The following is a 26864-nucleotide window of genomic DNA, read 5'->3' as shown; positions in this document are numbered from 1 at the left end:
TCTGGTTCCCGGCTTGCAGTTCGTCATGACACGAACCACTGCATGATACTGTGCTGTTTGCGACCTCTGCGGTTTCTTGATGCGCGGTGCGCTTGTTCAGGTCGCGGAAGAGGCCGGCAGCCGGGAAGGGCTGCCGGCGATCCGTCTTAGAGAGCGGCCTTGACCTTCTCGGCGACCTCGGGGGCAACCCACTTGGTCCACATGTCGGGATAGGTTTCGAGGAAGTACTTCGCAGCATCCTCGTTTGTGCCCTGGTTTGCGTCCATCCAGGCGAGAACCTTGCCGACCGTGCCGTTATCCCACTGGCGGGTCTTCATATAGTCCATGGCAACGCCGGCCTTTTCGGAGAAGGCTTTGGTCACGACGGTGAAGACGTCGGAAGTCGGATAGGAGTTGACCTTCGGGTTTGCGCAGTCCGGCACGGCGGTGCAAGCATCCCAGTCGGCCTTGTCGTGATCGACGCCGAAAGAGAGCTTGGTCATCTCGTACTTGCCGAGGATGGCGGTCGGCGCCCAGTAGTAGCCGAGCCAGCCGGACTTCTTTTCGAAGGCGTTGGCAATCGAGCCGTCGAGGCCGGCAGCCGAGCCCGTATCGACGAGCGTGAAGCCGTCCTTATCGGCATCGAGCGCGCGATAGAGGTTGTCGGTCGAGACCTGGCAGTTCCAGCCCGACGGGCAATTGTGCACGGCGCCCTTGGACGGATCTTCCGGTGCCGGGAACAGTTCCGGATGCTTGAGCGCGTCCTGCACCGTCTTGATGTCGGGATGTGCGTCGGCGAGGAATTTTGGGATCCACCAGCCTTCCACGCCGCCTTCCGAGAGGAGGGGAGCGAGCTGGATAAGGCGGCCCTCGGCGATGGCTGCGTCGAGCGGCGTGCGCACGGCGTTCACCCACATTTCGGGCGCAACATCGGGCTCACCCTTCTCGTTCATCGAGGTGAAGGTCGGCATGGTGTCGCCGGTGACGAGCGTCACGGTGCAGCCGTAGCCGTTTTCGAGAATGAGCTTGTCGACATGTGCGGCGACGCCGGCCGACGCCCAGTTCATTTCGGCCATGGAAACTTCACCGCATTCTGCCGCCTGAGCAGATCCGGCAAAGCCATAGAGGCCGGCGGCGAGGATGGTGGAAGCAAGGAGCTTCTTCATTAGGTTAAGACCTCCCAGTCTTGGATGCAGCAATCAACCCGGAAGGCAGCGCAGGCTACTGCGTTGTCCCGTCTGCCCGAAAGTCTAGCGACAGCCATGGAGGTTCGATGCCAGTGAGGCGAGCCAATCCCCCTGCTGTTAAAGCGCCGATCCCTGTTTTTTGTTCACCGGCGGAACCCTGTCACCGGAGACGTCTTATCGTGCGCTACAGGGGTAGCCTAAGGGTTCTCATTGAGAAATCAACCTCCTGCACGCCGTCTGGTGGCGCGGATAGGCCTTCGGGCCCGTCGAGGCGCTGGAAATCCGGCCGGCGGACGGCGGAGATTTTGGGCGTTTGCCCGCATTCGGGCAAATGTTCGAGGGGTGCTTTAGCGGGTAGTGCGGGATGGTCGTTGATCGCGGACATATCCTGTCTTGTCTGCGCCGCTTTGCCATCCCAAAAAATATTTCGGAATTTTTCAAAAAAAGTCGCGATTCATCTTTGCTTAAGGTCCCGATAACGGTCCGGTAAGGATGTGCCGCTATTGGTTTGATCACGGCGGGGGACACCGCCGCCCGCTCCGGAAAGGTATTGCGTACCGGGGTGACTGGGCTTCGACGCGTATTTGTCGAAAGCCGCCATGCGTATTTTGGCAAGCCGTGCATCACCGAAAGGGATGCGCGGCTTTCGCCATTTCAGGGCGTCCTTTCCGTAAGGCGGACAAAGAAAAACGCCGCCTCCCGGAGAGAGGCGACGTCGTATGCGAGCGGACCTGACGTCGCGCTCGAAGGATCAGCCGACGTTGCGCGTGCGGATGAAGCCGAGCGGACCGAACGGCGCGTCCATGACGACGTTGCGCACGCGGGACTGGCTCTTGGGGGCGACGCCGTTCCAGGCGATCTGTACGAAGTTCGGCTTGCTGAAGATGAACAGCATGATCTTTGTCCTAAAAATCCGAAGCCACGCGCCTCGGCTGTCTGATGACGTTGATATAGGCGCGGACGGGCCAAAAGTCACGATCGTTCACGGCGCAAAATGTCGCAGAATGAACAGCAGATCAGCCCTGCGGATTTTGCATGGCGACCTGTTGCGGAAATACATCGGGTTGCGGCCGTAAATTGCGGCAAGATTGCGGTAAATCAGGGCTTTTCGGCGGCGGAGCCGGATGCTAGGAGGGCGTCATGGTGAGAACGATCATGCTTCAGGGCACCGGCTCGGATGTCGGAAAAACGGTATTGGTGGCAGGGCTCTGCCGCATCGCCGCCAACCGCGGGCTGAAGGTGCGTCCCTTCAAGCCGCAGAACATGTCCAACAATGCCGCTGTTTCAGCCGATGGCGGCGAGATCGGCCGGGCGCAGTGGCTGCAATCGCTTGCCGCCCGCGTACCGTCCTCCGTGCACATGAACCCGGTGCTCCTGAAGCCGCAATCGGATGTCGGCAGTCAGATCATCCTGCAGGGCAATGTGTTCGGCCAGGCCAAGGGGCGCGACTATCAGGCGCTGAAGCCGAAGCTGATGGGCGCGGTCATGGAGAGTTTCGGGATCGTCAGTGAAGGTGCGGATCTCGTCGTCGTGGAGGGGGCGGGCTCGCCGGCGGAAATCAACCTGCGCGCCGGCGATATCGCCAATATGGGCTTTGCGACACGGGCGAATGTGCCGGTCGTTCTGGTCGGCGATATCGATCGCGGCGGCGTCATCGCCTCGCTGGTCGGCACCCATGCCATCCTGCCGGAGGAAGACCGGCGCATGGTCACCGGCTATCTCATCAACAAGTTCCGCGGCGACGTCACGCTGTTCGACAGCGGCATTTCCGAGATCGCCCGCTTCACCGGCTGGCCCTGTTTCGGCGTCGTGCCCTGGTTGAAGCAGGCGGCCCATCTGCCGGCGGAGGATTCCGTCGTGCTGGAGCGGCTCGCCAAGGGTGGGGAAGGGGCGCTGAAGGTGGCCGTGCCCGTCCTGCCGCGTATTGCCAATTTCGATGATCTCGATCCGCTCAAGGCCGAGCCGCAGGTCGATCTGGTCTTCGTGCGGCCGGGCGAGCGGCTGCCGGCCGATGCCGGGCTCGTCGTGCTGCCCGGCTCGAAATCCACCATTGCCGACCTCCGCGACTTCCGTGCCGCCGGCTGGGACAGGGATATTCATCTCCATATGCGCCGCGGCGGCCGCGTCATCGGCATCTGCGGTGGCTACCAGATGCTCGGCCAGCGCGTCACCGACCCGCTCGGCATCGAGGGCAGCGAACGCGACGTCGAGGGGTTGGGGCTGCTGGCGATCGAAACGGAGATGGCGCCGGAAAAGACCGTGCGCAACAGCATGGCCCGTTCCGTGCAATACGAAGTGCCGCTGGAAGGGTACGAGATCCACCTCGGCCGTACCACCGGTCCGGATACGCTTCGTCCTTCGGTCAGCATCGACGGGCGACCGGATGGCGCTGTTTCGGCCGATGGTCGGGTGATGGGCACCTATTTGCACGGGCTTCTGTCCAGCGATGCTTATCGCGCCCGGCTTCTCGCCGATTTCGGCATCGCGGGCGGTGGCTTCGACTATCGCGCGAGCGTCGATGCGGCGCTCGATGGCGTTGCGGCGGAACTGGAATCGGTTCTCGATTCTGCCTGGCTCGACAGTCTGCTGCACCCCGCCTGATTAAATCCATCGTCTCAAACGTACAGCCATCAGGTTCTTCGCAGCCGCTTTGCCACACCAAAGTTGTGCCAGAATTCGATGCGAGGACTTGTGGAAATTCGCCCGGAGAAGCTGGGCGCTGTCGCCTTCGCGCGATCCGAAAAGGGTGAGATACATGGGTTCTGGACCTCTCGCACGCTCCGTTCTGGCCGGCCTTCTCGGGCTGTCGCTGGCCGGCACGCCGGCCGTTGCCTTCGCGCAGGCGGCTACCGGCAAGGAAGCCGGCAGCGCGGGCAAGCGCTGGGAAGAGGAGTTTTCGCTCTGGCAGAAAGTGTCCTCCGGCAGTGATGTCGCTCAGTATGAGGGCTATCTGACGCAATATCCGAACGGTACTTTCGCCTCCATGGCCCGCCTGCGCATCGCCGAGTTGCAGGCCGCCGCCAAGGAGAAGCCCGCCAAGAGCGTGACCGCCGAGACGGAAGCCAAGGCCAAGGCAGAAGAAGCTGCTGCGGCCGAAAAGGCGAAGGCGGATGAAGAGGCGAAGAAGGCGGCCGAAGCCAAGCAGGCGGAGGAGGCGCAGAAGACTGCTGAGGCTGAAAAGGCCAAAGCTGAAGAGGAAGCCCGAAAAGTCGCAGAAGCGAAGAAGGCAGCAGATGAAGCCCAAAAGGCTGCCGAGGCGAAGAAAGCCGAAGAGGAGGCCCTGAAGGCAGCCGAGGCCAAGAAGGCTGCGGAAGAGGCGCAGAAGGCAGCCGAAGCGGAAAAGGCCAGGGCTGAGCAGGAGGCTGCACGCCTGAAGGCGGAAGCCGAGGCCAAGCAGGCCGAAGAAGCTGCCGCCGCCCGCAAGCTCGCCGAGGAAAAGGCTGCGGCCGAGGAAAAGGCCAGGGTGGAAGCTGCAGCTGCGGAAAAAGCGAAGGCGGAAGAGGCTGCCCGCCTGAAGGCCGAAGCCGAGAAAAAGGAAGCGGAAGCCCGGCAGCTTGCCGAGCAACAGGCGGCCGAGGCTGCACGTCTCAAGGCGGAAGCCGCGGCTGCGGAAAAAGCGAAGGCGGAAGAGGCTGCTCGGCTGAAGGCCGAAGCCGAGAAAAAGGAAGCGGAGGCCCGGCAGCTTGCGGAGCAGCAGGCCGCCGAGGCCGAACGTCTCAAGGCGGAGGCGAAAGCTGCCACCGAAAAGGCAAAGGCGGAGGAGGCTGCGCGTCTGAAGGCGGATGCTGATCGTCAAAAGGCGGAGGAGGCCGCGGCTGCCGAGAAGGCCCGCGCGGAAGAGCAGGCTGCTGCTCGTCAGGAAGCCGAGGCGAAGCGCCTTGAGGCGGAAAAGGCTGCCGCCGTCGAGAAGGCGAGGATCGAGGAAGAGGCCGCTGCCGCCCGCAAACTCGCGGAAGAAAAGGCGGCTGAGGTCGAGCGCCTGAAGGCCGAGGCCGCCCGGGCGGCTGCGGATGCCGAAGCGAAGGCGGCCGAAGCCGCGCGCCTCGCCGAGGAGGCCGAAAAGCGCGCTGAAGACGCCGCCGCCGCGCAAAATGCCGTCGATACCGGAAATGAGACGACTGCCGCCCGCGAAAGCGCGCCGCAGGGCGCCGACAAGGACAATGGCGCGCTTGCCGTCGAAGAGGCGCAAGCTGCCAAGCGTGCGGAAGACAAGACCTTCCAGGCGGCCGTCGCCGATGGCTCTGAAAAGGCTTACCGCGATTACCTCTATCAATATCCCCAGGGCCGCTTCGTCGACGACGCCCGCAAGCGTATCGCTGCGCTGACGGCCAAGCCGGAGACGCAGCCGGAAGAAGACAACGCAAAGGCGGAAGCCACGCAGAAAGCCGGACCCGTCATCGATCCGCGCGAAGCCTATATGGACCGTTCCGTGCGTGCCCAGGCCCAGCGCTACCTGAGCCTGCTTGGCTACAACACCTATGGTGCCGACGGCGTGTTCGGTCCGCGCTCTCGCGCGGCAATCGCGGCATGGCAAGGCGCGTCGGGCTACCGTGCGGACGGCTACCTGTCGCGCCAGCAGTTCCGTGCGCTGCGCGAGGCTGCGCAATATGCCGAGACCCGGCAGGCACGGCAGAATCGCCAGCGTCGCTATCAGCAACGGGAGTACGACGTGCTGGAGGGACCCGTCGATGGCTACTACGATGGCCCCTATTATCGCGATGATGGCTACTACAATGATGGCGGTGGCGTGGTGATCATTCCCGGCTATTGAATTTGCGACGACCGGACGGCGGTTTTGGCATAGGCCATGCCGCTGCCGGTCGATTGACTTCGCAGGGTGAGCCGCATAATCATCGGTAATATTGGATGGTTCCCAGATCCGGAAACGGATCGGGGAGTAAATGGGAATGTGACGCGGCGGACCCAATCAGGGCGCTGCAATCACGGCCGACCCCGCGACTGTAGAGTAGCGAGGGACACCCATCCGGATGGCGGATTTCGCGGATGAGAAGGCAATCGTGCCTTTGAAGACGCGAAAGGAATGTCAGACGGAAAAGCCACTGGATGGCATCGCGATAGCCGGGGTTGGACGCCTCTTCTTCTACGAATCGTCCGCCTCTCGTGATGCTTCAATTCGGGAAGGTGAGGGTGACCTGCAGGCGTTGAACACGCCGGACGCTGCGAGCCAGGAGACCTGCCAACCAATGAGGGCATATCGCTCGACCTGGGGAGGGGCTTCCCCAACGCCTGCACGGAGGTTGTCATGGCTGTTTCCAATACGTCTTCTATCACCCTTTCCGCGAACGATCGCCTTGTCGCCGGCGTTTTCGCGCTGCTGCTCGGTGCCTTCCTCGTCTTTGGCGCGGGCCTTGCGAATTCGGCCGTGCTGCACGACACGGCGCACGACACGCGTCACTCCTACGGCTTTCCCTGCCACTGAGGAGTTCCTGATATGATCGTTCGTTATCTCCTGGCCGCCCTGGTGGCCGGGCTGTTCTCCGGCGTGCTCATGACAGCCGCCCAGGAGGCGCGAGTCGTGCCGTTGATTCTGCACGCTGAAGAGTTCGAAGGCGAAGCCGCCCCGGCCGGCGAGGGCGCCACGCCCGCGACGACCACTGATGGCGCTGCCACGACGCAGGAACATTCCTCGCTCGGCGCCGTGATCCTCGATGTCGCCTCCGCTTTGTCGCCGATCTCGGTTGCCTATGCTCACGAGGGCGAGGACCACGAGGAAGGCGGCATCATGTTCGGCATGAGCCGCTTCTCAGGCACGCTTCTGGCGAACCTCGTCACGGGCACCGGCTTTGCGCTGCTGCTTGCCGGCTTCAGCCTCGTTTCCGGCAATCCCATCACAGTCGCGAACGGTGCGCTGTGGGGGGCCGCCGGCTGGCTTGCCGTGCATATGCTGCCGGCCATCGGCCTGCCGCCGGAGCTTCCGGGCTTCCCGGCTGCCGATCTCACCCAGCGCCAGATCTGGTGGGTTGCGACGGTCGCCCTTTCGGCGGCGGGTCTCTACCTGCTGTTCCTGAAGCCTGGCATCGTTGCCAAGATCGCCGGTGTCGTGCTTCTCGCCGCACCGCAGGTCTATGGTGCGCCACAGCCCTCCGACATCTCCAGCAACGTTCCGGCCGTTCTCGGCGCGGAGTTCGCCGTTGCGGCACTTGCCACGACGCTGTTCTTCTGGGTCGTGCTCGGCCTCTCGCTCGGCTTTGCCAACGAGAAGATCGCCAAGGCTGCCTGATATGACGCAAAAATCGCCCGGAGCCGTCCTGGTTCTAGGCGGTGCGCGTTCCGGAAAATCCGCTTTTGCCGAAAGGCTGGTCGCCGAGACCGGCCTTTCGCGTCATTATATCGCCACCGGCCGCGCCTGGGACGACGAGATGCGTGAGCGCATCGCCAAACACCGGGAAGATCGCGGAAAAGGCTGGGAAACACACGAGGAACCGCTTGCGCTCGCGGCCTGCATCAGGGATGTGGCGCGCGAGGACCGAACGGTCCTTATCGATTGCCTGACGCTCTGGCTGACAAATCTGATGCTGGACGAGCGGGACATCGCGGAAGAATTCGCCGGCCTTTTGTCGGCCATTAAGGACGCACCGGGCCATCTGGTCTTCGTATCGAACGAGGTTGGCCTGGGCATCGTGCCGGAAAACCGCATGGCGCGCGAGTTTCGCGACCATGCCGGGCGGCTGCACCAGCAGGTGGCGGCGCTCGTACCGGAAGTCTATTTTGTCGCGGCCGGATTGCCGCTGAAAATGAAGGGTTGAGCCATGCTGCAACAGAAGATCCCCGCCACCGTCATCACCGGTTTTCTCGGCGCGGGCAAGACCACGATGATCCGCAACCTCCTGCAGAATGCCGGCGGCAAGCGCATCGCGCTGATCATCAACGAATTCGGCGATCTCGGTGTGGACGGTGACGTGCTGAAGGGTTGCGGCGCGGAAGCCTGCACGGAGGACGACATCATCGAGCTGACTAATGGCTGCATCTGCTGCACCGTCGCCGATGATTTCATCCCCACCATGTCGAAGCTGCTGGAGCGGGAGAACCGCCCCGACCATATCGTCATCGAGACCTCCGGCCTCGCGCTGCCGCAGCCGCTGATCGCCGCCTTCAACTGGCCTGAGATCAAGACCCAGGTCACGGTGGATGGCGTCATCACCGTCGTCGACAGCGCCGCCGTCGCTGCCGGCCGTTTTGCGGATGATCACGACAAGGTGGATGCGCTGCGCGTCGAGGACGATAATCTCGACCACGAAAGCCCGCTCGAGGAACTCTTCGAAGACCAGCTCACCGCGGCCGATCTGATCGTCCTCAACAAGACGGATCTTCTCGACGCCGCCGGTGTGCTTGCCGTGCGCGACGAGGTCGCCTCGCGCATCGCCCGCAAGCCCTCGATGATCGAGGCGAAGAACGGCGAAGTCGCCGCCGCCGTCCTGCTCGGCCTCGGTGTCGGCACGGAAGACGACATTGCCAACCGCAAGTCGCACCACGAGCTGGAGCACGAGAACGGTGAGGAGCACGACCACGACGAGTTCGACAGCTTCGTCGTCGAGCTTCCGGCGATCGCCGAGCCTGCCGCCTTCATCGAGCGTCTCAAGGGCGTGATCGCCGAACATGACGTGCTGCGCGTCAAGGGTTTTGCCGATGTGCCCGGCAAGCCGCTGCGCCTGCTCATCCAGGCCGTCGGCACGCGTATCGACAATTACTTCGAACGCGCTTGGGCCGCCGGTGAGACCCGCGGCACCCGCCTCGTCGTCATCGGCCTGCACGACATGGACGAGCAAGCCGTGCGTGCCGCCATCGCTGCGGCGGTGTGATCTTCGGCATGAGCGTGCAGCAGTCCCTCTCGCCTTTGTCTCCTGTTCGGCGTGCCCATGATCGGCGTGCCGTGCGGGTGGATCCTCGGGTCAAGCCCGAGGATGACGGTGGGGAGGGCAGGTTGCTGCATGCGTGGTTCGGTGCGGCAGGGACGACCGTCGCTGCTGCGCGTCGTCTGCCCCTTCTTTCGTCATGTCAGGGCTCGACGCGAGGATCCACCCGCACGGCACATCGGCAAAGGGGAGACGTTGTATGCATCTCCTGCTAGCCCAGAAGGGCACCATTGCCGATGGCAAGGAGGCGATCGACCTTGGCCAGACGCCGGGCGACATCCTCTTCCTCACCGCCGCGGATACCGAACTCGCCGCCATCGCCGCCGCCCATCGCGCGCGCGGCGGTGACACGCGCTTGCGCCTCGCCAGTCTCGCGACGCTGTCGCATCCGATGTCGGTCGATACCTATATCGAGCGCACGGCAAGCCACGCCAAGCTTATCGTCATCCGCGCCCTCGGCGGCGCCAGCTATTTCCGCTATGTGCTGGAAGCCCTGCTGGCGACGGCTGTCGCCAACGATATCAAGCTCGTGGCACTGCCCGGCGATGACCGGCCGGATGAGGGCCTGATCCCCTTCAACCGCATCGACGATGCCGACCGCCAGAACCTCTGGGCCTATCTCAACGAGGGCGGCGCTGATAATGCGGGCCGTTTCCTCGCCTACGCGGATGCCGTTGCCTTCGGAGGCGACAGGCCCGAGCCCGCGACGCCGCTGGAAAAAGCCGGCATCTGGTGGCCGGGGCGTGGCGTCGTGGATGTCGAGACGTGGCGCGAGGCTGCGACGGCTGCGGCGCGGGCGGACCTCGAGCCTCCAACTGCGGCCATCTCCTTCTACCGTGCCTATGTCCAGAGCGGCGAAACCCGCCCCGTCGAAATGCTGATCGAGGCACTGGCGGCCGAAGGTATTCGCGCTTTGCCGTTCTTCGTCTCCAGCCTCAAGGAACCCGTTTCCATCGAAACGGTCCGTGCTGCCTTTGCAGAAATCCAGCCGGATGTCGTGCTGAACGCAACGAGCTTTGCCGTCTCCGCCCCCGGCGCCGGCCGCAAGCCGACGGTGCTGGACGAGACCGGTGCGCCGGTGTTGCAGGTCGTCTTCTCCGGCTCCTCCCGCGAAGCGTGGGAAGCATCCGGGCAGGGCCTCACGGCACGCGACCTCGGCATGAACGTCTCGCTGCCCGAAGTCGATGGCCGCGTGCTCTCCCGCGCCGTCTCCTTCAAGGCCGCCGCACGCTACGACGAGCGCGTCGAAACCAACATCGTCAGCCTCGATCCCGTCGAGGACCGCATCCGGTTCGTGGCGAAACTCGCCGCCGGTTGGGCAAAACTCCGTCGTGCGAAGCCGATCGAGCGCCGCATTGCGCTGGTCATGGCGAACTACCCGAACCGCGATGGGCGCCTCGGCAATGGCGTCGGCCTGGATACGCCTGCCGGCACCATGGAAGTGCTGCGCGCCATGGCGGCGGAAGGCTATGCGGTCGCCGGCCTGCCTGATGATGGCGACGAATTGATCGCCCACTTGATGGCTGGCCCGACCAATGCGGCGAGCGACGGCCGCGAAATCCGCGAAACGCTTTCGCTGAATCATTACAAGGCGTTCTTCGCATCGCTTCCGAAATCGATTCGGGATGAAATGGCCGCCCGCTGGGGGGCGCCGGAAGAGGATCCCTTCGTGACGGGCGACGTCTTCGCCCTGCCGCTTGCCCGCTTCGGCGAGACGCTGGTCGGCATCCAGCCGGCGCGCGGCTACAATATCGATCCGAAGGACACCTACCACTCGCCGGACCTTGTGCCGCCGCACGGCTATCTCGCGTTCTACGCCTTTCTGCGCCTGCACTACGGCGCGCATGCCATCGTGCATATGGGCAAACACGGCAATCTCGAATGGCTGCCCGGCAAGGCGCTGGCGCTGTCGGAGGCGTGTTATCCGGAGGCCGTGCTCGGCCCGGTGCCGCATCTTTATCCCTTCATCGTCAACGATCCGGGCGAAGGCACGCAGGCCAAACGCCGTTCCGCCGCCGTCATCATCGACCACCTGACGCCGCCTTTGACCCGTGCCGAGACCTACGGTCCGCTCAAGGACCTCGAAGCCCTCGTCGACGAATATTACGACGCTTCCGGCGGTGATCCGCGCCGCATCAAGCTTTTGACGAAGCAGATCCTCGATCTCGTGCGCGACATCGGCCTCGACAGCGATGCCGGCATCGCCAAGTCCGATGGCGAGGAGACGGCGCTGCAAAAGCTCGACGCCTATCTCTGCGACCTCAAGGAAATGCAGATCCGCGACGGCCTGCACGTCTTCGGCGTCTCGCCGGAAGGTCGGCTGCTCACCGATCTGACACTGGCACTCGCCCGCGTGCCGCGTTTCCTGGGCGAGGGTGGTGAAGCGAGCTTGCAGCGGGCGATCGCGGTGGATGCTCTGGACGGTGTCGCCTTCGATCCGCTCGACTGCATCAGTTCCGATCCATGGGATGGTCCGCGCCCCGCCATACTGGACGAGCAGATCGACGCGCCGTGGCGCAGCCATGGCGATACGGTCGAGCGCATCGAGCTTCTGGCGGCAAAGCTGGTGGAGGGCACGCTACACTGCCCGGACGCATGGTCGGCCACCCGCACCGTCCTCGACACCATCGAGACAAGCATCCGCCCCGCCATCGCCGCCTGCGGCCCGGCCGAAATCTCGGCGCTGATGCGCGGCCTCGACGGCCGCTTCATTGAGCCTGGCCCATCGGGAGCTCCAACGCGCGGCCGGCCGGATGTGTTACCGACCGGCCGCAATTTCTACTCCGTCGACAGCCGCGCCGTGCCGACGCCGGCCGCCTGGGAACTCGGCAAGAAATCCGCGGAACTCATCGTCACCCGATATGCGCAGGACCATGGCGAATGGCCGACCTCGTTCGGTATCACTGCCTGGGGGACCTCCAATATGCGCACCGGTGGCGATGACATCGCGCAGGCTATGGCGCTGATCGGCGTCAAGCCGACCTGGGATATGGCGTCCCGTCGCGTCACCGGCTTCGAGATCATTCCGCCCGCCGTCCTTCGCCATCCGCGCGTTGACGTGACGCTGCGCATTTCCGGCTTCTTCCGCGATGCCTTTCCCGAGCAGATCGCGCTTTTCGACCGCGCCGTGCGTGCTGTCGGTGCGCTGGAAGAGGACGATTTGGACAACCCGATTGCCGCCCGCATGCGGGCGGAAGCGGCCGTGCTTTCCGCCAAGGGGGCGTCCGACGAGGATGCCGCGAGGCAAGCCGGTTTCCGCATTTTCGGCGCAAAGACCGGCGGCTATGGCGCCGGCCTGCAGGCCATGATGGATGAGGGGCTTTGGACGGACCGCGGCGACCTCGCCGAAGCCTGGCTCGAATGGGGCGCGCACGCCTATGACGGCGAGGGCGACAGCGTGCCGGTGCGCGAGCGGCTGGAAGCACGCATGAAGAGCCTTCAGGCCGTCATCCAGAACCAGGATAGCCGCGAGCACGACCTGCTCGACAGCGACGAATACTATCAGTTCGAAGGCGGCATGGCGGCTGCGGCGCAGCATCTCTCCGGCCAGCAGCCCGTCATCTACCACAACGACCTGTCGCGCCCGGAAAAACCTGTCGTGCGCACGCTGGAGGACGAGATCGGCCGAGTGATGCGCGCCCGCGTCGTCAATCCCAAATGGATCGATGGCGTGATGCGCCATGGCTACAAGGGCGCTTTCGAGATCGCCGCGACGGTGGATTTCATGTTCGCCTTCGCCGCCACGACGGGCGCGGTGAAGGACCATCATTTCGAGGCCGCCTATCAGGCTTTTGTGCTGGACGAGCGCGTGCGCGATTTCCTGATGCAGAAGAACCCGGCCGCGCTTGCCGAAATGGCGGCGCGCTTCGCCGAGGCGATCGATCGGGAGCTCTGGACGCCACGCTCCAACTCCGCACGCTTCGAACTGGATATGCTGGGCCGTCGCAAGGCCTCGTGAACAAGAACACCGAAGGGAAGAGACGATGACCGAGAACCACGACGAAACCGCCGGCATGACCGAGGCCGAACTCGCCCGCCACTCTGAAAAGATGGCGAAGAAGAAACAGGCCCGCGAAAAGATCATGGCGACGAAGACGGATGAGAAGGGCCTCATCGTCGTGCACACCGGCAAGGGCAAGGGCAAGTCGACGGCCGGCTTCGGCATGATCTTCCGCCACATCGCCCACAAGATGCCCTGCGCCGTCGTGCAGTTCATCAAGGGCGCTATGGTGACCGGTGAGCGCGAGCTGATCGAGACGCATTTCTCCGATATCTGCCAGTTCTATACGCTGGGAGAAGGTTTTACCTGGGAAACCCAGGACCGCGCCCGCGACGTTACAATGGCGGAAAAGGCCTGGGAAAAGGCCAAGGAGCTGATCCGCGACGAGCGCAATTCCATGGTGCTGCTCGACGAGATCAACATCGCGCTGCGCTACGACTATCTTGACGTCAACGCGGTCATCGACTTCCTGAAGACCGAAAAGCCCTACATGACCCATGTCGTGCTGACGGGCCGCAACGCCAAGGAAGAACTGATCGAGATCGCCGACCTGGCGACCGAGATGGAACTGCTCAAGCACCCGTTCCGCTCGGGTATCAAGGCCCAGCAGGGCGTCGAGTTCTGACGCGTCCTACCAGCCGAGCCAGACGCGCAGCGGATGGCTCGGATCGGACATCAGACGGATTGCAAGTGCAATCGAGGTGACGACGAGCAGCGGCTTGATGATCTTCGCGCCGCTTTTCATCGCGACACGCGACCCAGCCTGTGCGCCGAGGAACTGGCCTACGCCCATGACGAGGCCGACCTTCCACAAGATGACGCCGTAGAACAGGAAGACGGCGAAGGCACCGACATTCGAGCCGAAATTCAGGAGCTTGGTGTGGGCGGTTGCTTTCAGCACGCCGAAGCCGGCGAGCGTCACGAAGGCCAGCATGAAGAACGAGCCGGTGCCCGGCCCAAAGACCCCGTCATAGAAGCCGATGGCCGGCACGATGGTGACGGTGAACAGGAAGACGCTCATGCGGCGGTGTTTGTCCACATCGCCGATATTCGGCTTCAGCCCGAAATAGACCGCGATCGCCACGAGCAGGAACGGCAGGATGGCTTTCAGCACATCGCCCGGAACGATTGTCGCCAGGAGCGCGCCGAAGACCGCGCCGAGCGCCGACAGGCTTGCCATCGGAAGTTGCTCCGACAGCCGCACATGGCCGGCACGCGCATAGGCGAGCGTCGCCGAGCCCGAACCGAACAGCGATTGCAGCTTGTTCGTGCCCAGTGTTTCCAGTGGCGGTATCCCGGCGATCAGCATGGCGGGAATGGTGATCATGCCGCCGCCGCCGGCGATGGAATCGATGAAACCCGCAAGGAAAGCCGCAAAAAACAGGAAGACGAGGATGTGGAGGGCGGTATCGGCCAAGACGGGACTCGAAGGGATCTGCACAGGATGTTTCCTGACTTCTGTCAGACTGCGAGGTAAAAGCAAAGCCCGCATGCTTCAACGCCCTTGTGTCCAGCGCGCAATGCGGATCAAACGGAAGGTGCGGGGCCTTGTAGGATGATCCTGCAACAAAGAGGGTGAGGCGATGGTGGAAACGCAATGGACAAAGGGCGCGGCGGAGGCGGCGGGCTTCGATGCCGGTCTTGAACGCAAGCTGCTTGCCGGCATCGAATCGGGTCTGATCCGCGATGTGCACGCGGTGCTGATCAACCGCGGCGACAGGCTGGTGCTGGAGCACTATCGCGCCGCTCCGGATGAGAGTTGGGGCCGCTCGCTCGGCACCGTCGCCTTCGATGCAGGGACGCTGCACGACCTGCGCTCCGTGACGAAGAGCGTCACCAGCCTGCTCTACGGTATTGCGCTCGACCGCGGCCTTGTTCCGCCCCCTGAGGCGCCGCTTCTGGCGCAGTTTCCCGAATATGCCGATCTTGCCGCCGATCCGGCCCGTGCCGGGCAGACAATCGGCCATGCGCTTTCCATGACGCTCGGTCTCGCCTGGGATGAATACCGTTCCTACGCCGATCCGCTGAACAGCGAGATCGCCATGGAGAACGCGCCGGATCGCTATCGCTTCGCGCTCGAACAGGCTGTTGTGCAGACGCCCGGTACGCACTGGACCTATTCGGGTGGGGCGACCGCGCTTGTCGGCGCGATCATCGAGCGCGGCACGGGCCAGCGGATCGAGGATTTCGCCCGCGAGGCGCTGTTTACGCCGCTCGGTATCACACATTTCGAATGGCTGAGTGGAGCGGATGGCGTGGCATCGCCGGCATCGGGCCTGCGCCTTACGGCGAGTGATCTGCTGCGCATTGGCCGCCTCGTCCTCGACGGTGGTCGTGTCGGCGATCGGCAGATCGTTTCGCGTGCGTGGATCGACGTGTCGCTGGCGCCGAAAGCCTCGACCGACGATGGCCTCGGCTACGGCTATTTCTGGTTCCTCGGCGAGGCGCCGGTTCTCGGTGCGCCAAAGCCCTGGATGGCCGGTTTCGGCAATGGCGGCCAGCGGCTATGGCTGATGCCGGAGGCGGATATTGCCTGCGTCATCTTCTCCGGCAACTACAATGCGCCGGATGCCTGGGTGTCGCCGACGCGTCTCTGGCGTGAAATCGTTCTCGCCAATCTGACGAACCTCTAGCGCATGCCGCTTCCGGCGTGTCGGATGCCGCAATCCGGTTTGACCGGCCCGTCACCCTCCGGTACTAAGAAACATGCGACGGTGCCCGCCAGGCGGGCCGAGCGGTGTCCGGTGCGGCCGACCCAGACGGGGCCAGAACCGGAACTGTCGGAAGACGGCGAAGCCGGGCTCTTTCGCGTGGAATTTTGCGAGAGACCGCCATGCGCGCTAAGGCCCCATCCCCCGGAACCGGACGTTTCCTCGTCCTTGGCCTTGGCTGCGAGCGGGGAGCTTCGCCCGCCGAAGTCCTCGACCTTGCCCGTGAGGCGCTCTTCCGCCTTGGTGCTGCTTCCCCCCGCGTCGCCTTTGTCGCGACGCTCGATGCGCGCGCAGAAGAGCCGGCGATGCATGCTGTCGCCTACCATTTCTCCGTGCCGCTGGTGACCTTCCCCGCCGCGCGCCTCGAAACCGAGACGCCTCGCCTTGCCAACCCGTCCGATATCGTCTTCGCCCATACCGGTTGCCATGGTGTCGCCGAGGCGGCCGCGCTGGCGCAGGCGGGCGCGGGTGGACGGCTCGTCGTCGAAAAGACGAAATCTGCGCATGCGACCGTCGCGATCGCTGAATCTTTCCAGCCGCTTGCCGTGATTTCCTCGAGAGGCGATTCCGCTCCTTCGCACAGTGATTCAAGCCGGGAGCATGCCTGATGCAAACCCTCTTCTCCGCCCTCCCGTCGATGGACAAAGGCAGCGTCTGGCTGGTCGGCGCGGGGCCCGGCGATCCCGGGCTTCTGACGCTGCACGCGGCGAACGCCCTGCAGCAGGCTGATGTCATCGTGCACGATGCGCTCGTCAATGCCGAATGCCTCTCGCTCGCGCGTCCCGGCGCCGTTCTGGAATTTGCGGGAAAACGCGGCGGAAAACCCTCGCACAAGCAGCGCGACATCTCGCTCCGGCTGGTCGAGCTGGCGCGTGCCGGACACCGGGTGCTGCGCCTCAAGGGTGGCGATCCCTTCGTCTTCGGGCGCGGCGGTGAGGAAGCGCTGACGCTGATCGAGCACGGCATTCCCTTCCGCATCGTGCCGGGCATCACCGCCGGCATCGGCGGGCTTGCCTATGCCGGTATCCCCGTCACGCATCGCGAGGTGAACCATGCCGTCACGTTCCTGACCGGTCACGATTCGTCCGGCCTGGTGCCCGACCGCATCAACTGGGACGGCATCGCAAAGGGATCGCCCGTGATCGTCATGTACATGGCGATGAAGCATATCGGTCAGATCGCCGAAAACCTTATCGCCGGTGGTCGTTCGGCGGATGAGCCGGTCGCCTTCGTCTGCAATGCCGCGACATCCGAACAGCAGGTGCTGGAAACCACGCTCGGCCGGGCCGAAGCCGATGTCCAGGCCACCGGTATCGAGCCCCCGGCCATCGTCGTGGTGGGCGAGGTGGTGCGTCTCAGGGCCTCGCTCGACTGGCTCGGTGCCTTGACGCAAGGCCGCAAGCTCGTGCCGGATCCCTTCGGTTCGCGCGACATGAAAGACCAGGCATGAGCGGTCTGCTCATCGCCGCGCCCGCGTCCGGCTCCGGCAAGACGACGGTGACGCTCGGGCTGGCGCGCGCGCTGGCCGATGCCGGCTTGCCGCTCGTTTCCGGCAAGGCCGGCCCGGATTACATCGATCCCGCCTTCCATGCCGCCGCCAGCCGCCGTGCCTGCCTCAACTATGACCCCTGGGCCATGCGCCCCGAACTCATCCGCGCCAATGCCGCAATGCAGGCGGGTGAGGGGGATTTCCTGCTCGTCGAGGCGATGATGGGTCTGTTCGACGGCGCGGCCGACGGCACCGGTTCGCCGGCGGATCTCGCGGCGACACTCGGCCTGCCGGTCGTGCTGGTCGTCGATTGCAGTCGCCTGTCGCAGTCCGTCGCCGCAATGGTGAAGGGATACGCCGATTTCCGCAGCGATATCCGCGTGGCCGGCGTCATCCTCAACAAGGTCGGCAGCCGCAAGCACGAGATGATGCTGCGCGGCGCGCTGGAAGCGAGCGGCATCGAGATTTTCGGCGTGCTGGACCGGGATCCGGGGCTTGCCCTGCCGGAGCGCCATCTCGGCCTCGTGCAGGCCGGTGAACATTGCGCGCTTGAAGGTTTTATCGCCCGCGCTGCGGAAGCCGTGGTGCGCTGCTGCGATATCGAGCGCCTTCTGGCCGTTGCGGGGCGGCATGCCCTGCCTGAAATATCCGCGGTTTCTCTCCTGCCGCCGCTCGGCCAGCATATCGCCGTCGCGCGCGACACCGCCTTTGCCTTCGCCTACGAGCATCTCCTGATGGGGTGGCGCTCGGCTGGGGCAGGCCTCAGCTTCTTTTCGCCGTTGGCCGACGAGGGGCCTGCTCCCGGCGCGGATGCCGTATACCTGCCCGGCGGCTATCCGGAACTGCATGCCGAAAGCCTTGCCAATGCCAGCCGTTTCCGCCTAGGCATGGAGGAAGCGGCGCGCCGGCGCGCGCGCATCTATGGCGAATGCGGGGGCTACATGGTTTTGGGTGAGGGACTTGTTGCGGCGGACGGCTCCCGTCACGGCATGCTGGGTCTGTTGCCGCTCGTCACCAGCTTTGCCGAACGTCGCCGGCATCTCGGTTACCGCCTGATCACGCCGCTTTCCGGCTCGGGCTTCAGCGCACCGATGACCGCGCACGAGTTCCACTATTCGACCATCGTGCGGGAAGGCGAGGCGGATCGTCTTTTCACCGTCGCGGACGCCATGGGCGAAGATCTTGGTGAAGCCGGCCTTCGTCGCGGCGCCGTCAGCGGTTCCTACATGCACATCATCGATCTCGCGCCGGAGGCTGCATGAACGCGCCGCGCATCGTGCATGGCGGCGGGATCGCTGCCGCCGCCGCGCGATTCGGCGGCAGGTCCGAGGACTGGCTGGATCTCTCCACCGGCATCAACCCGTCTCCCGTAGCGCTTCCTGAGATCGACGTCGCCGCCTGGCATCGCCTGCCGGATCGGCACCGGCAGGACGAGGCGCGCGCCGCCGCCGCCCGCTACTATGCGACGCCGGGCGCCTTGCCGTTGCCCGTGCCCGGTACGCAGTCCGTCATCCAGCTCCTGCCGCGTCTTATTCCCGCCGGCCGCCGTGCGGCCGTGCTGTCGCCGACCTATGGCGAATATGCCCGCGTGCTGGAAAATGCCGGTATTGCCGTGGATCGCATCGAGGGGCTTCAGGCGGTGACCGAGGCGCACGGCCTCGTCGTCGTCGTCAATCCGAACAATCCGACCGGCCGTCTGGTCGATCGTGAAACATTGCTTGCCCTCCATGCCCGCCTCTCGGCCAATGGCGGATGCCTCATCGTCGATGAGGCCTTCGGTGACATGCGTCCGGATCTGTGCATCGCTCCGCTTGCCGGCGATGGCATGCCTGGTCTTCTGGTCCTCCGTTCCTTCGGCAAGTTCTTCGGGCTCGCGGGGCTGCGTCTCGGCTTCGTGATCGGCGAAAGCGCACTGCTCGACCGCATCGAAGATGGTCTCGGTCCGTGGGCCGTTTCGGGCCCGGCGCTGACGATCGCCACGCGCCTGATGGCGTCGGACACGACGGCAATCAAACGCGCCATTGAAGCGCGCAAGATCGCTCTCGACGCGGTACTGGTCGCCGGTGGTCTTGATGTCGTCGGCGGTACAGGTCTCTTCTCCCTGGTCGCGCATCCGGATGCCGCGATCATCCATGAGCATCTCTGCCGTCACCACATCCTCGTGCGTCCCTTCGACTATGAGCCGCGCTGGCTGCGCTTCGGCCTCGCACCCGACGGCCGGGGTGATGCGCGTCTCGCGGCGGCGCTTGCGGACAGGGCGGGCTGACCGATGGCCGCCACGTTGCTCGTCCTCTTCTTTGCGCTGCTTCTCGACCGCCTCGTCGGCGATCCGGACAAGGTGTGGCGGCGCGTGTCGCATCCCGTCGTCCTGTTCGGGCGGGCGATCGGGTTGATGGACAAGCTCTTCAACGGCAAGCGGCTCTCCGCCGATACGAAACGCTTCAACGGTGCTGCAGGCATTGCCGTGCTTTTGGCCGCCAGCCTGTTTCTGGGGTTTGTCGTCCATGCGCTCCTGGCGCGGCTTGGCTTTCTTGGCGTGGTTGCCGAAGTCTTGGTCGTTGCGATCCTCCTCGCGCAGAAGAGCCTGCATGACCATGTGCGGGCCGTCTCCACCGGCCTCAAGCGTGACGGCGTGGAGGGCGGACGACAGGCGGTTTCGATGATCGTCGGGCGCGACCCGGCAACGCTCGACGAGCCCGCCATCTGCCGCGCCGGCATCGAGAGCCTGGCAGAGAATTTTTCCGATGGCGTCGTGGCACCGGCGCTCTGGTATGCGCTGCTCGGCCTGCCTGGCCTCTTTGCCTACAAGATGCTCAACACCGCCGATTCCATGATCGGCCACAAGAATGCGAAATATCTCGACTTCGGTTGGGCTTCGGCCCGGCTGGACGATCTCGCCAACTGGCCCGCCGCCCGCCTCTCCATCCTCTTCATCGCGGCCGGCGCATGGCTGCGCAAGAGCAAGGCGGCGGCGCGTGCGGCGATCGGCACGGCGTTGCGCGACGCCGGTCTGCACCGTTCGCCGAATTCCGGCTGGCCGGAGGCGGCGATGGCGGGGGCAGTGGGGATCGGCCTTGCCGGTCCGCGCATTTATGGCGGTACGCGTGTCGATGAGCCCATGATGAATGCAGGTGGCAGGACGACTGCCACAGTCGCCGATATCGATCTTTCCTTGCGGATTTTTTCCGCGGCCTGCGCCAGCCTTGCCGGCACCGTGCTGCTTGCAGCACTTCTGGCGGTTTTGCTTTGAACGTCGCTGCCGGACATCAATAAAATTTTACGTCTTAACTTCGTTTTATTTTCGCTGATCCGCCAATATTGCGGAAGGTTGAAACGTCTATATTCTGTCTCGTCGTGAGACATGGCGTGCAAGCCATGCAGAAACGTTTTAAGGGGAAGTCATGCGTACCTTGTTTGCGACCGCTGTCGCGTTCCTTCTTGTTTTATTCCAGACCGAAGCTGCCCTTTCCGCCAATCTCGTGGCCCAGGTCAGCCTTTCTTCGCAAACCATGGTCGTTACTCAGAACGGTATGGTGAAATACCGGTGGCGCGTCTCGACGGGCCGCAAGGGCTACGGCACGCCGACGGGCAGTTGGTCGGCGAAATGGGTCTCGCGCAACCACCGTTCGCGCAAATACAACAATGCGCCGATGCCTTTCGCGGTGTTCTTCAAGGGCGGGTATGCCGTCCATGCGACCTACGAGACGAAACGCCTTGGCCGTCCTGCCTCGCATGGCTGCGTGCGCCTGCACCCGAACAATGCCGCGACCTTCTTCCAGATGGCAAACCGCAACGGGCTGTCCAACACGAAGATCGTGATCACGCGTTAATCGTGCCTAGTCGTTGCCGGCGTAGCGCATCAGGCGGTCCATGTCGGGAACGGTGACATGCCGGTTGTTCTCGATGCGGATGACGTTTTCCTTGCGCAGCTTGGTGAACTGGCGGCTGACCGTTTCGATGGTCAATCCGAGGAAATCGGCAATATCGGCGCGTGAGAGCGGCAGGTCGAAGGCCGACATGTCGACGCTTTCAGGGTCGATATGGGTGGCGATAAGATAGAGGAAGCTTGCGACCTTTTCCTGCGCCGTCTTGCGGCCGAGGGTGAGCATCCAGTCACGCGCCTCGTCGAGTTCCTTCAGCGCCTGCTGGTGCAGCATATGTTCCAGTTCCGGCGTCTTCTTGACGAGCCGGTCCAGTACTGTGCGTGGGAAGTTGCAGACTTCGCTGTCGGTCGCCGCTTCCGCGGTGATGGCGCTTTCCGTGAGGAACGGACGGCCGAGGAAATCGGGTGCGAATTGCAGGCCGACGATCTGCTGGCGTCCGTCCGCCATCACCTTGGTCAACTTCACCACGCCGCGCATGATGTTGGAATAGTTCACCACCGTTTCGCCCTGACCGATAACTTCGGAGCCCGTTTCCAGCCGGTGGCGGGAGGAGTGCTTGTTGAGTTCGGTCAGCTGCTCGGACGTTAGCGCGCCGCATACGCCGCCGTGGCGTGCCTCGCAGGCACGGCAGACGACCGGGATATCGGAATTATGGATATCTTGGCGGCGAACTTCCATATCGCTTTTCCTTTTCGCCCGGCGGCTGGCCGGCATCATCATGCCGAGCTACCGCACGCAGACCTGAACATAAAGCGTACCGCCTAGCGGCAAAATAGCGCTTCCTGACTATTGTCAAATCCTAGCGCACTCATTCTCGGTTGCACTTGATCAAAATCAAATGGCGAGCAGGTTCTTCGGGTTATTTCCTGCGCAAGCAAGGAGAGACCCATGCAGGATGCCCTCGTCGAACGCCTTTCATCGCCGGTTCCGCGCTATACAAGCTATCCGACCGCGCCGCATTTCAACGAAAGTATCGGATCGGAAGTCTATGCGGACTGGCTTTCGGGTCTGACCGCAGCGAATCGCCTCTCGCTCTACGCGCATATCCCCTATTGCGACCGGCTCTGCTGGTTCTGTGCCTGCCATACCAAGCAGACGCTGCGCTACGAGCCGGTCGAGGCCTATCTCAAGGGACTTTATGCGGAGATCACGGCCATCGGCGCGCGTGTCGACCGCGCCGCCCCCGTCACCGCGTTGCATTTCGGCGGCGGCTCCCCGACGCTCTTGCGGCCGGATGACATGCGGGCGCTGAAAACCTGTCTCGAGACGAATTTCAGCTTTGCCGGCGATGCCGAGATTTCCGTCGAGATGGATCCGAACGATCTCGATGACGAAAGGCATGACGCGCTCGCCGGGATCGGCATGACGCGCGCCAGCCTTGGCATCCAGGATTTCGATCCCAGGGTGCAGAAGGCGATCAACCGCATCCAGACCTTCGAGCAGACGCGGGGCGTGGTGGAGGCTGCACGGGCGCGGGGCGTGCGTTCGGTCAACTGCGACATTCTCTATGGGCTGCCGTTCCAGACGATGGAGACGCTCGCCGAAACCGTGCGCGCCGTCATCTCGCTGGCGCCGGATCGCATCGCCCTGTTTGGCTACGCCCATGTGCCCTGGATGAAGAAACACCAGACGATGATCGATGAGGCGGCCTTGCCGGGTATTCTCGCGCGGTTCGAGCAGATGCGGATGGCGGGGGAGATGCTGGTTGCGGCAGGGTATGAGGCCGTCGGCATCGACCATTTCGCTTTACCCGCCGACCGCCTGGCGCTTGCCGCGCGCAACGGCACGCTGCGCCGTAATTTCCAGGGCTATACGGATGACCAGGCCGATGCCCTCATCGGGCTCGGCGCTTCGGCGATCGGCCAGCTGCCGCAGGGCTACATCCAGAACATGCCGGCGACGGGCGAATATCTGCGCCGGGCGGAGGAGGGCGGTCTTGCCGCGGTGCGGGGCTATGCCCTGACCGACGAGGACCGCGCCCGCGCCTATGTCATTGAGCGCGTCATGTGCGATTTCGGCTTTTCCTTTGCGGATGTTACCGGTCGGTTCCCGTCATTCGCCGGCGTCATCGGAGGCGAGGCGAAGGTGTTTGCCGCGTCCGACAAAGACGGTCTCTGCCGTATTGAAGGCGATTGCTTCCGGTTGACGCTGGCGGGCCGGCCTTTTGCCCGTACCGTCGCTGCGGTGTTCGACGCGCATCTGGCAAGCGGTCGCGGCCGGCATTCCGTCGCTGTTTGAGGCCGCAAGCGGCCATGTTGTTTGCGCAACACAGCCGTGTGCACTACGCTGGTCCCTCATCAAACCCATTGGCAATTGCGTCTGTTTTCCCTATAGGATCGCCCAACTATAGATTCATGAGGTACGGGCGTGACTGCTACATTCGACAAGGTTGCCGACATCATTGCTGAGACGAGCGAGATCGATCGCGAGACGATCACGCCCGAGAGCCACACCATCGACGATCTCGGCATCGACAGCCTCGACTTCCTCGACATCGTCTTTGCGATCGACAAGGAATTCGGCATCAAGATTCCGCTGGAAAAGTGGACGCAGGACGTCAACGAAGGCAAGGTCGCGACGGAAGAGTATTTCGTCCTGAAGAACCTCTGCGCGAAGATCGACGAACTGCGGGCCGCCAAGGCCTGAGGCGAGACCGCCCGGCTGCGTTTAGCGGCTCTGTTCCGGACGATCCCGGTGCACAGGACACATGGCCTGCCGTCTTCGGCAGGCCTTTCGATTTCCGGACCCCGCCAGGGACGATAATCCGATGTTGCTTGAATATTTCCAGATGATCGACCGCGTGGAGGCCATTGACGGCGCGCGCCGCGTGCTCACCGCCCGCTCGGTCGTTCCCTCCAAGAGCCCTGTTTTCGAAGGGCATTTTCCCGGCATGCCGCTCGTTCCGGGCGTGCTGCTCATCGAGACGATGGCGCAGGCCTCCGGCTTCCTCGTGCTCGCCGCCACCGATTTCGCGGCCATGCCATTCCTGATGAGCGTCGACGGCGCCAAGATGCGCACCTTCGTCGAGCCGGATGCCGTGCTCGACATCGAGGCCGTGCTGGAGCATGACGGTTCGGGTTATGCCGTGACCAAGACGCGCATCACATCGGCCGGCAAGAAGGTCTGCGATGCGCAATTGAAGCTGCGCACCATGCCCTTTGCCGAAGTGCCGCTGGCGGACATCGTTCGCAAGCGTGCCGGCGAGGTGGGTTTGTTCGAGGCGCTCGCAGCGTCGGCGGAAGGAAAGTAAGATGGCCAACAACGATGTGGTGATCACAGGCGTCGGCATCGTCACCTGTCAGGGTGTCGGGGCCGAGGCGCATGTGTCGATCCTCGGTGCCGCGAACGCGCCGGTCACGAAGATCGACACGGAACGCTTCGCGCCTTATCCGGTACATCCTATGCCGGAAATCGACTGGAACCAGCAGATCGCCAAGCGTGGCGACCAGCGCCAGATGGAAAACTGGCAGCGCCTCGGCGTCTTCACCGCCGGCCTCGCGCTCGATGACGCGGGCTTCAAGGACAATGCCGAAGCCTGCGGCACCATGGACATGATCGTCGCGGCCGGCGGCGGCGAGCGCGACATCGCGGTCGACTCGCTGATCGTCGACGAGGGCCTGAAGCGCAACGACCGCGAGCGTCTGCTCAACGAGAAGCTGACGACGGAGCTGCGCCCGACGCTCTTCCTCGCGCAGCTCTCCAACCTGCTCGCCGGCAATATTTCCATCGTGCACAAGGTGACCGGTTCCTCGCGTACCTTCATGGGCGAGGAAGCCGCCGGCATCAGCGCCGTCGAGACGGCTTTCCACCGGATCCGTGCCGGCCAGTCGACGCATACGCTTGTCGGCAGCGCGCTGGTGGCCGAGCGGCAGGACGTCATCCTGCTTTATGAAGCCATTGGCGCCCATGCGACGGGTGGCTGGACGCCGCTTTGGTCGCGTGACGAAAAGGCTGGCGGCGGCATCATCACCGGAACGGCCTCGGCCTTCCTCATCCTCGAATCCCGCGAACATGCGGAAGCCCGTGGCGCGCGCATCTATGCGACGATCGACGCCATCGGCGGCGACCGTGGTTCGCGCGACGAAGGCCGGCTCGAAGCCCGACTCGATCGTCTTGCCGAAGGCGCGGACGCCGAGGGAGCCGTCGTGTTCTCCGGCGCATCGGGCGCCCATGAGGCGACGGCGCGTGAAAAGGCATGGCTTGGCCAGCGCTTCGCCGGCAGCGCGGTGCGCGGCTACAGCGCCGTGACGGGGCAGGCACTTGAAGCGCAGTTCCCGCTGGGTCTCGCGCTGGCCGCGCTCACCCTTGGTGCCGGTGTAAAGGTCGCTCCATTCGATGCCAAGGCCGAGACCGCCATGGCGGGCGCCGCCACGACGGCCGTCGTCACGACGGTCGGCCATTCGCGCGGCGAGGGCGTCGCAATTCTTAGCGCAGAGAAGTGAGGGTCGGCCATGACGAACGCCGCTTACAGGGATCATCTGGGTCGCCCCATCGTCGCCGTCACCGGCATGGGGGTCGTCACCTCGCTCGGACAAGGTCTCAAGGACAACTGGACCGCGCTGACGGGCGGCGTCTCGGGCATCCACGACATCAGCCGCTTCCCGGTTGATGGGCTGAACACCCGCATTTCCGGCACGGTCGATTTCATCACCGTACCCACGGAAAATCCGGTCGAGCGCTCCTACGCTTATGCCCGCGAGACGACGGACGAGGCACTGGCGCAGGCCGGCCTCTCCGGCGATTTTGGCGGTCCGCTGTTCCTCGCCGCCCCGCCGATCGAGCCCGACTGGCGTGAGCGTTTTGCACTCGCCGACCGCGCGCCGCCGTCGCAGCGTCCGGGCGACGCCTATGACCGTTTCCTTGCCGCGTTGCGCGAGAAGGCGGAACCGGCGCTGCACGAAGCCTGGGCTTTCGGCTCTATCTCCGAGCGCCTTTCCGACCGTTATGGCACGCGCGGCCTGCCGGTGACCCTGTCGACCGCTTGTGCCTCCGGTGCCACGGCCATCCAGCTTGGCGTCGAGGCGATCCGCCAGGGGCGCACCGACCGCGCGCTGACCGTCGGCACCGACGGCTCGGTGACGGCGGAAGCCCTCATCCGCTTCGCGCTGCTTTCTGCGCTTTCCACCCAGAACGATCCGCCGACCAAGGCCTCCAAGCCGTTCAGCAAGGACCGCGACGGCTTCGTCATCGCCGAAGGTGCGGCGACGCTCGTGCTGGAATCGCTGGAATCGGCCATTGCTCGCGGCGCAAAGGTGCTCGGCATCCTCAAGGGCTGCGGCGAGAAGGCCGACCATTTCCACCGCACGCGCTCATCGCCGGACGGTGGCCCGGCCATCGCGACGATCCGCGCGGCCTTGGAAGATGCCGGCATCGACGAGAGCGGCATCGGCTATATCAATGCGCACGGCACTTCGACGCCGGAGAACGACAAGATGGAGTATCTCTCCATGTCGACCGTCTTCGGTGACAAGCTTGCCGGTATTGCGGTTTCGTCCAACAAGTCGATGATCGGCCACACGCTGACGGCGGCCGGTGCGGTCGAGGCGGTGTTCTCGATCCAGACCATGCTGACCGGGACGCTTCCGCCCACCATCAACTACACGAACCCCGACCCGACGATCCAGCTCGACGTCGTGCCGAACGTGAAGCGCGACAAGCAGGTTTCGGCGGTTCTCTCCAACTCCTTCGGCTTCGGCGGCCAGAACGCCAGCCTCGTGATGACGGCCGAGCCGGCCTGATA

At 64.2% G+C, this 26864-nt stretch carries 24 protein-coding genes and 1 riboswitch; of the genes, 20 read left to right on the top strand and 4 right to left on the bottom strand.

Annotation, left to right across the window (positions count from 1 at the left end; translation table 11 throughout):
* Window positions 1-146: 146 nt before the first annotated feature.
* Both MUU55_RS02900 and MUU55_RS02895 read right to left on the bottom strand, forming a co-directional pair.
* A complete protein-coding gene (locus MUU55_RS02900; protein ID WP_244759255.1) occupies window positions 147-1145 on the bottom strand; it encodes an ABC transporter substrate-binding protein in 999 nt (332 codons plus the stop codon).
* A 772-nt stretch (window positions 1146-1917) separates the two neighbouring features.
* A complete protein-coding gene (locus MUU55_RS02895; RefSeq protein ID WP_117366370.1) occupies window positions 1918-2061 on the bottom strand; it encodes a hypothetical protein in 144 nt (47 codons plus the stop codon).
* A 245-nt stretch (window positions 2062-2306) separates the two neighbouring features.
* Between MUU55_RS02895 and MUU55_RS02890 the strand changes: the two genes are divergently transcribed.
* From MUU55_RS02890 to cobO, 8 genes are all read left to right on the top strand, one after another.
* Window positions 2307-3767, top strand: coding sequence for a cobyric acid synthase (locus MUU55_RS02890; protein WP_244759254.1), 1461 nt, complete (start codon window positions 2307-2309; stop codon window positions 3765-3767).
* A gap of 154 nt (window positions 3768-3921) precedes the next feature.
* Window positions 3922-5937 carry a peptidoglycan-binding domain-containing protein gene (locus MUU55_RS02885; protein ID WP_244759253.1) on the top strand — a complete coding sequence of 672 codons (2016 nt, stop codon included), beginning with the start codon at window positions 3922-3924 and terminating at the stop codon, window positions 5935-5937.
* A gap of 79 nt (window positions 5938-6016) precedes the next feature.
* A riboswitch (cobalamin riboswitch) is annotated at window positions 6017-6382 on the top strand.
* Between the two features lie 47 nt (window positions 6383-6429).
* Window positions 6430-6606: a CbtB domain-containing protein gene (locus MUU55_RS02880; RefSeq protein WP_244759252.1), complete on the top strand. Its 177-nt coding sequence runs from the start codon at window positions 6430-6432 to the stop codon at window positions 6604-6606.
* A gap of 12 nt (window positions 6607-6618) precedes the next feature.
* Complete coding sequence (locus tag MUU55_RS02875) at window positions 6619-7407, top strand: CbtA family protein (RefSeq protein ID WP_244759251.1); 789 nt, start codon at window positions 6619-6621, stop codon at window positions 7405-7407.
* Window position 7408: 1 nt separating this feature from the next.
* Complete coding sequence (gene cobU, locus MUU55_RS02870; protein WP_244759250.1) at window positions 7409-7933, top strand: bifunctional adenosylcobinamide kinase/adenosylcobinamide-phosphate guanylyltransferase; 525 nt, start codon at window positions 7409-7411, stop codon at window positions 7931-7933.
* A gap of 3 nt (window positions 7934-7936) precedes the next feature.
* Window positions 7937-8986: a cobalamin biosynthesis protein CobW gene (cobW, locus tag MUU55_RS02865; protein WP_244759249.1), complete on the top strand. Its 1050-nt coding sequence runs from the start codon at window positions 7937-7939 to the stop codon at window positions 8984-8986.
* A 253-nt stretch (window positions 8987-9239) separates the two neighbouring features.
* A complete protein-coding gene (gene cobN, locus MUU55_RS02860) occupies window positions 9240-12998 on the top strand; it encodes a cobaltochelatase subunit CobN (protein ID WP_244759248.1) in 3759 nt (1252 codons plus the stop codon).
* A gap of 25 nt (window positions 12999-13023) precedes the next feature.
* A complete protein-coding gene (gene cobO, locus MUU55_RS02855; RefSeq protein WP_244759247.1) occupies window positions 13024-13665 on the top strand; it encodes a cob(I)yrinic acid a,c-diamide adenosyltransferase in 642 nt (213 codons plus the stop codon).
* A 6-nt stretch (window positions 13666-13671) separates the two neighbouring features.
* Here the strand turns inward: cobO and MUU55_RS02850 are convergent, their stop codons facing one another.
* On the bottom strand, window positions 13672-14457 hold the full coding sequence (locus MUU55_RS02850; protein WP_244759854.1) for a TSUP family transporter: 786 nt from the start codon (window positions 14455-14457) through the stop codon (window positions 13672-13674).
* Window positions 14458-14623: 166 nt separating this feature from the next.
* Between MUU55_RS02850 and MUU55_RS02845 the strand changes: the two genes are divergently transcribed.
* The 7 genes from MUU55_RS02845 (at window position 14624) to MUU55_RS02815 (ending at window position 21070) form a co-directional block, all read left to right on the top strand.
* The gene (locus tag MUU55_RS02845; RefSeq protein ID WP_244759246.1) at window positions 14624-15673 is read left to right on the top strand and encodes a serine hydrolase domain-containing protein; all 1050 of its coding nucleotides are present in this window, start codon (window positions 14624-14626) and stop codon (window positions 15671-15673) included.
* A gap of 200 nt (window positions 15674-15873) precedes the next feature.
* The gene (locus MUU55_RS02840; protein ID WP_244759245.1) at window positions 15874-16359 is read left to right on the top strand and encodes a cobalamin biosynthesis protein; all 486 of its coding nucleotides are present in this window, start codon (window positions 15874-15876) and stop codon (window positions 16357-16359) included.
* Window positions 16359-17201, top strand: coding sequence for a uroporphyrinogen-III C-methyltransferase (gene cobA / locus MUU55_RS02835; protein ID WP_244759244.1), 843 nt, complete (start codon window positions 16359-16361; stop codon window positions 17199-17201). Before MUU55_RS02840 ends, cobA begins: the two co-directional genes overlap by 1 nt.
* Window positions 17198-18502 (top strand): cobyrinic acid a,c-diamide synthase CobB, encoded by a 1305-nt coding sequence (locus MUU55_RS02830; RefSeq protein ID WP_244759243.1) that lies wholly within the window; start codon window positions 17198-17200, stop codon window positions 18500-18502. Before cobA ends, MUU55_RS02830 begins: the two co-directional genes overlap by 4 nt.
* A complete protein-coding gene (gene cobD, locus MUU55_RS02825; RefSeq protein WP_244759242.1) occupies window positions 18499-19506 on the top strand; it encodes a threonine-phosphate decarboxylase CobD in 1008 nt (335 codons plus the stop codon). Before MUU55_RS02830 ends, cobD begins: the two co-directional genes overlap by 4 nt.
* Window positions 19507-19509: 3 nt before the next feature.
* Window positions 19510-20490: an adenosylcobinamide-phosphate synthase CbiB gene (gene cbiB / locus MUU55_RS02820; protein WP_244759241.1), complete on the top strand. Its 981-nt coding sequence runs from the start codon at window positions 19510-19512 to the stop codon at window positions 20488-20490.
* Between the two features lie 151 nt (window positions 20491-20641).
* A complete protein-coding gene (locus MUU55_RS02815; RefSeq protein ID WP_244759240.1) occupies window positions 20642-21070 on the top strand; it encodes a L,D-transpeptidase in 429 nt (142 codons plus the stop codon).
* 6 nt (window positions 21071-21076) lie between these two features.
* On the opposite strand, the gene MUU55_RS02810 is transcribed toward MUU55_RS02815, so the two are convergent.
* Window positions 21077-21802: a Crp/Fnr family transcriptional regulator gene (locus tag MUU55_RS02810; RefSeq protein WP_244759239.1), complete on the bottom strand. Its 726-nt coding sequence runs from the start codon at window positions 21800-21802 to the stop codon at window positions 21077-21079.
* A 210-nt stretch (window positions 21803-22012) separates the two neighbouring features.
* On the opposite strand from MUU55_RS02810, the gene hemN reads away from it, so the two are divergent.
* The 5 genes from hemN (at window position 22013) to MUU55_RS02785 (ending at window position 26862) form a co-directional block, all read left to right on the top strand.
* Complete coding sequence (gene hemN / locus MUU55_RS02805) at window positions 22013-23362, top strand: oxygen-independent coproporphyrinogen III oxidase (RefSeq protein WP_244759238.1); 1350 nt, start codon at window positions 22013-22015, stop codon at window positions 23360-23362.
* 129 nt (window positions 23363-23491) lie between these two features.
* Entirely contained in the window at window positions 23492-23770 is a 279-nt protein-coding gene (locus MUU55_RS02800; protein ID WP_117366351.1) for an acyl carrier protein, read from the top strand.
* A 121-nt stretch (window positions 23771-23891) separates the two neighbouring features.
* Window positions 23892-24374, top strand: a complete 483-nt coding sequence (locus MUU55_RS02795) for a 3-hydroxyacyl-ACP dehydratase FabZ family protein (RefSeq protein ID WP_244759237.1) — start codon at window positions 23892-23894, stop codon at window positions 24372-24374.
* 1 nt (window position 24375) lies between these two features.
* A complete protein-coding gene (locus tag MUU55_RS02790; protein WP_244759236.1) occupies window positions 24376-25566 on the top strand; it encodes a beta-ketoacyl-ACP synthase in 1191 nt (396 codons plus the stop codon).
* Window positions 25567-25575: 9 nt separating this feature from the next.
* Window positions 25576-26862, top strand: a complete 1287-nt coding sequence (locus MUU55_RS02785) for a beta-ketoacyl-ACP synthase (protein WP_244759235.1) — start codon at window positions 25576-25578, stop codon at window positions 26860-26862.
* Window positions 26863-26864 lie beyond the last annotated feature (2 nt).

Origin of the sequence: Shinella curvata, from assembly GCF_022899935.1 — a bacterium.
GTDB classification, from domain to species: Bacteria; Pseudomonadota; Alphaproteobacteria; order Rhizobiales; family Rhizobiaceae; genus Shinella; species Shinella curvata.
The sequence above is the reverse complement of the archived record's forward strand: the minus strand, read 5'-3'. Positions and strand labels throughout refer to the sequence as shown.

Bases quoted from the DNA above. Each gene is read 5' to 3' on its own strand.
- MUU55_RS02900 (WP_244759255.1), bottom strand. From the start codon at position 1,145: ATGAAGAAGCTCCTTGCTTCCACCATCCTCGCCGCCGGCCTCTATGGC.
- cobO (WP_244759247.1), top strand. From the start codon at position 13,024: ATGACCGAGAACCACGACGAAACCGCCGGCATGACCGAGGCCGAACTC.
- MUU55_RS02875 (WP_244759251.1), top strand. From the start codon at position 6,619: ATGATCGTTCGTTATCTCCTGGCCGCCCTGGTGGCCGGGCTGTTCTCC.
- MUU55_RS02795 (WP_244759237.1), top strand. From the start codon at position 23,892: ATGTTGCTTGAATATTTCCAGATGATCGACCGCGTGGAGGCCATTGAC.
- MUU55_RS02895 (WP_117366370.1), bottom strand. From the start codon at position 2,061: ATGCTGTTCATCTTCAGCAAGCCGAACTTCGTACAGATCGCCTGGAAC.
- MUU55_RS02840 (WP_244759245.1), top strand. From the start codon at position 15,874: ATGCGCGCTAAGGCCCCATCCCCCGGAACCGGACGTTTCCTCGTCCTT.
- cobU (WP_244759250.1), top strand. From the start codon at position 7,409: ATGACGCAAAAATCGCCCGGAGCCGTCCTGGTTCTAGGCGGTGCGCGT.
- cobA (WP_244759244.1), top strand. From the start codon at position 16,359: ATGCAAACCCTCTTCTCCGCCCTCCCGTCGATGGACAAAGGCAGCGTC.
- MUU55_RS02890 (WP_244759254.1), top strand. From the start codon at position 2,307: ATGGTGAGAACGATCATGCTTCAGGGCACCGGCTCGGATGTCGGAAAA.
- MUU55_RS02880 (WP_244759252.1), top strand. From the start codon at position 6,430: ATGGCTGTTTCCAATACGTCTTCTATCACCCTTTCCGCGAACGATCGC.
- MUU55_RS02885 (WP_244759253.1), top strand. From the start codon at position 3,922: ATGGGTTCTGGACCTCTCGCACGCTCCGTTCTGGCCGGCCTTCTCGGG.
- MUU55_RS02790 (WP_244759236.1), top strand. From the start codon at position 24,376: ATGGCCAACAACGATGTGGTGATCACAGGCGTCGGCATCGTCACCTGT.
- cobW (WP_244759249.1), top strand. From the start codon at position 7,937: ATGCTGCAACAGAAGATCCCCGCCACCGTCATCACCGGTTTTCTCGGC.
- hemN (WP_244759238.1), top strand. From the start codon at position 22,013: ATGCAGGATGCCCTCGTCGAACGCCTTTCATCGCCGGTTCCGCGCTAT.
- cobD (WP_244759242.1), top strand. From the start codon at position 18,499: ATGAACGCGCCGCGCATCGTGCATGGCGGCGGGATCGCTGCCGCCGCC.
- MUU55_RS02830 (WP_244759243.1), top strand. From the start codon at position 17,198: ATGAGCGGTCTGCTCATCGCCGCGCCCGCGTCCGGCTCCGGCAAGACG.
- MUU55_RS02845 (WP_244759246.1), top strand. From the start codon at position 14,624: ATGGTGGAAACGCAATGGACAAAGGGCGCGGCGGAGGCGGCGGGCTTC.
- MUU55_RS02785 (WP_244759235.1), top strand. From the start codon at position 25,576: ATGACGAACGCCGCTTACAGGGATCATCTGGGTCGCCCCATCGTCGCC.
- MUU55_RS02815 (WP_244759240.1), top strand. From the start codon at position 20,642: ATGCGTACCTTGTTTGCGACCGCTGTCGCGTTCCTTCTTGTTTTATTC.
- MUU55_RS02810 (WP_244759239.1), bottom strand. From the start codon at position 21,802: ATGGAAGTTCGCCGCCAAGATATCCATAATTCCGATATCCCGGTCGTC.
- cobN (WP_244759248.1), top strand. From the start codon at position 9,240: ATGCATCTCCTGCTAGCCCAGAAGGGCACCATTGCCGATGGCAAGGAG.
- cbiB (WP_244759241.1), top strand. From the start codon at position 19,510: ATGGCCGCCACGTTGCTCGTCCTCTTCTTTGCGCTGCTTCTCGACCGC.